Below are 394 nucleotides of genomic sequence, written 5' to 3'. Positions count from 1 at the left end.
AGCACAAGCACTTGAACCCCTAGGGGGCGGTGGGCCCATTCCGTGGAGCTGAACGGAAATTTAGCCCAGTCATTCCAATAGGTTGCCCACGGAAGCACAACACGTTTTACTTTGAGGCCCGCATCTCGAAGCTGGGCGGCGAGTGCATCTGTCGTGTCTTTGTTGAAACCGTCGTCAAAGGAAACAAGTTCATGCTCAAAATCGGCCATGCCTTCGTCTTGCATGATTTTAAGCGCACCCGCGGGATCATTGATTGGCTTGGGAAGCTGTGCGTATTCCGGATGAATTTGGCAGACATGGTGGTTTTCGGCAACCACACCAAGGTTGTTATATCCGAGTTCCAACACTATGGCATTGTCCACTGCCATAGCCAAAGCGCGACGCACACTGGCTT

1 protein-coding gene is annotated in these 394 nt (G+C 52.3%); it reads right to left on the bottom strand.

Annotated features, from left to right (window positions below; genetic code table 11):
- A partial coding sequence (locus AB9F29_RS21385) for an ABC transporter substrate-binding protein (RefSeq protein WP_369757187.1) occupies positions 1-394 on the bottom strand: 394 nt, incomplete at both ends.

Origin of the sequence: Falsihalocynthiibacter sp. S25ZX9 (assembly GCF_041205405.1) — a bacterium.
Lineage (GTDB): Bacteria > Pseudomonadota > Alphaproteobacteria > Rhodobacterales > Rhodobacteraceae > Falsihalocynthiibacter > Falsihalocynthiibacter arcticus.
This window is presented reverse-complemented; position numbering and strand designations above follow the sequence as displayed.